This window comes from Streptomyces sp. W16, assembly GCF_033194735.1.
Taxonomy (GTDB): Bacteria; Actinomycetota; Actinomycetes; order Streptomycetales; family Streptomycetaceae; genus Streptomyces.
Genome location: NZ_JAWOAI010000860.1, coordinates 1 through 2578 on the forward strand (window position 1 = coordinate 1; position 2578 = coordinate 2578).

Genomic DNA, 2578 nt, shown 5'->3' on the forward strand with positions numbered 1-2578 from the left:
CGAGGAAGGCGGCCGATGTGCCCTGCGCGCGATGCCGTTCGGCCTCCAGCTGCCAGGCGCGGTCGCGGGCGGTGACGCGGCCCTGGGCGCGGGCGAGTTCGTCGGCGCTGCCGGCGCGCAGGTGGGGGATTCCCCAGGCGTCTCGGTAGATCTGGGTCGTCACCCTGTGACCCCTCTGCTTCGAGGCTGTTGTTTAGGTTAGCCTTGCCTAAGTTATTGGTGGGGAAAGCGTACGCGAAGGGTGAAGAGACGATGGCACAGGGGCGCGGATGGGAGGGCGCGGTTCTCCGGCTGCTGCGCGCGAAGGATTTCGAGTTCACGGTGACGAGGGCCGAGGACGTCACCCCGCACTATCGCCGCCTCCACCTCACCGACGGCGGCATGCTCGCGGCGACCGGCGTCCACCCGACGATGTGGGTCCGGCTCTGGTTCGACAACGCGGGCAGGCCCCATCAGCGGGCGTACACCCTGGTCGACCCCGACCCGGCGGCCGGCACGTTCGGCCTCGAATTCGCCCTGCACGAGGGCCGAGCCAGCGACTGGGCCCGCGCCGCGAAGCCCGGCGACACGATCGAGGCGACGGTCCAGGGCACCGGCTTCGAGACCCCCGACCCACCCCTCTCCCACCTCTTCGCGATCGGCGACCCGGCATCCGTCCCCGCCATCAACTCCCTGCTGGGGGCGGTGGGTTCGACGGTCCCGGCGACGATCTGGTTCGAGGGCGAGCCCGACGGACTCCCCCTGCGCACCGCCCCGGACCGGCACGAGATCCGCGCGCTCCCCAGGGGCCAACTGGTCGAGCGGATCCGCGCCGAACTCCCCGACCTCCTGAAGGCCACCCCCGACCCCTACGTCTGGATCACCTGCGACACGGCCACGACCCGGTCGCTGTCGTCGTACATCCGCAAGGAGCTGGGCGTACGGCGGGAGCGGGTGCACGCGCTGGGGTACTGGCGGCCGACCTGAGCCCGCCCGCGCACGGGGAGGCATCCCGACCCCGGACGCGCCAGAATCGACCCATGGACGTCACCCTTCACCTCGCCCAGGACCCCGCCGCCGACGAACTCCTCGGCCGTTCCCCGCTCGCCGCGCTGGTGGGGATGCTGCTCGACCAGCAGGTGCCGATGGAGTGGGCGTTCAAGGGGCCGCGCACGATCGCGGACCGGCTCGGGGCCGAGGATCTGGACGCGCACGAGATCGCCGCCCGCGACCCCGAGGAGTTCGCCGCGCTGCTCTCCGAGAAGCCGGCCGTGCACCGCTACCCGGGCTCGATGGCCAAGCGGATCCAGCAGCTGTGCCAGTACCTCGTCGAGCACTACGACGGGGACGCGAGCGGCGTCTGGGAGGGCGTCGACACCGGGGCGGCCCTGCTCAAACGCCTTGAGGAACTGCCCGGGTTCGGCAAGCAGAAGGCACAGATCTTCCTGGCCCTGCTCGGCAAGCAGCTCGGCGTCACGCCGAAGGGCTGGCGGGAGGCCGCCGGGGCGTACGGCGAGCCCAAGTCCTTCCGGTCCGTCGCCGACATCACCGGCCCCGAGTCACTGGCCAAGGTGCGCGCCCACAAACAGGAGATGAAGGCCGCGGCCAAGGCGACGAAGGCGCCCGGTACGCCCGGTACCAAATAGCCCCCGTCAGCCAGGTGGCCCGCCCCGGTGGCGGGCCGTCCGCGCCCGGTCGAAACATGGACCATGACCGAGGCACCGAGCGGCCCCTCCTGGGGCCCGGAGTTCGACGACCGCCGCGCCCACGACACCCGTGTCCCGCGGCCCCCACATGACGAGCAGGAACTCGAAGGGCCCCTCTTCGCCCTCTCCAAAGCCGCCTGGCAGGTAGTCCTGCTCACCGGCATCGCGTCCCTCGTCCTGGGCGTCCTGGTCCTGGTGTGGCCGGGCGCGTCCCTCTTCGCGGCCGGCATCCTCTTCGGCCTCTACCTGCTGATCAGCGGCATCTTCCAGCTGGTCTCCGCCTTCGGCACCCACAGGGCGACCTCACTGCGCGTGCTGGCGTTCATCAGCGGCGCGCTGTCGATCGTGCTGGGCCTGTTCTGCTTCCGCGGCCCGATGCAGTCGATCCTGCTGCTCGCCCTGTGGATCGGCATCGGCTGGCTGATCCGGGGCATCACCCAGACCCTGGCCGCCGCCTCCGACAAGAACATGCCCGCGCGCGGCTGGCAGATCTTCCTCGGCGTCGTCACGTTCATCGCCGGCATCGTCCTCATCGACTCCCCCTTCCGCTCGGTCGCCGTCCTCACCCTCGTCGGCGGCATCTGGCTGGTCGCGGTCGGCGTCGTCGAGATCATCACGGCGATCCGGATGAAGGGCCGGGCCCAGCAGATCCCGGCCGCTCTGTGACGACCACGGCCCCTACTCCATGCGGGCGTATCTCGCGCCGGACGCGATGAACGCCGTAGAACCGCAGGGCAGATTGACCCCCGTGAACACCGCACGAAGCCTCCCCCGCAGCCGTGCCTGGCTGCGGGCGCTCGTGCTGCTGCTCGCCCTGCTGGTACCGGGCACACACGCCGAGACGCGGGCGACACCCGTCGCCTCGTCCGCCGGGACGACCATCGAGTACGACG

General features: G+C 71.1%; 4 protein-coding genes. 3 read left to right on the forward strand and 1 reads right to left on the reverse strand.

Annotation, left to right across the window (positions count from 1 at the left end; translation table 11 throughout):
* On the reverse strand, positions 1 to 163 hold a 163-nt coding region (locus R6V09_RS50545), incomplete at its 3' end, for a penicillin acylase family protein (protein ID WP_317888159.1).
* Between the two features lie 89 nt (positions 164 to 252).
* Between R6V09_RS50545 and R6V09_RS50550 the strand changes: the two genes are divergently transcribed.
* The 3 genes from R6V09_RS50550 to R6V09_RS50560 all read left to right on the forward strand — a co-directional run bounded on the left by R6V09_RS50550 (position 253) and on the right by R6V09_RS50560 (position 2351).
* Entirely contained in the window at positions 253 to 966 is a 714-nt protein-coding gene (locus R6V09_RS50550) for a siderophore-interacting protein (RefSeq protein ID WP_317888156.1), read from the forward strand.
* A 53-nt stretch (positions 967 to 1019) separates the two neighbouring features.
* Positions 1020 to 1625 carry an HhH-GPD-type base excision DNA repair protein gene (locus tag R6V09_RS50555; RefSeq protein ID WP_317888157.1) on the forward strand — a complete coding sequence of 202 codons (606 nt, stop codon included), beginning with the start codon at positions 1020 to 1022 and terminating at the stop codon, positions 1623 to 1625.
* Positions 1626 to 1688: 63 nt separating this feature from the next.
* Complete coding sequence (locus R6V09_RS50560; RefSeq protein ID WP_317888158.1) at positions 1689 to 2351, forward strand: HdeD family acid-resistance protein; 663 nt, start codon at positions 1689 to 1691, stop codon at positions 2349 to 2351.
* The last annotated feature ends 227 nt before the right edge of the window (positions 2352 to 2578 follow it).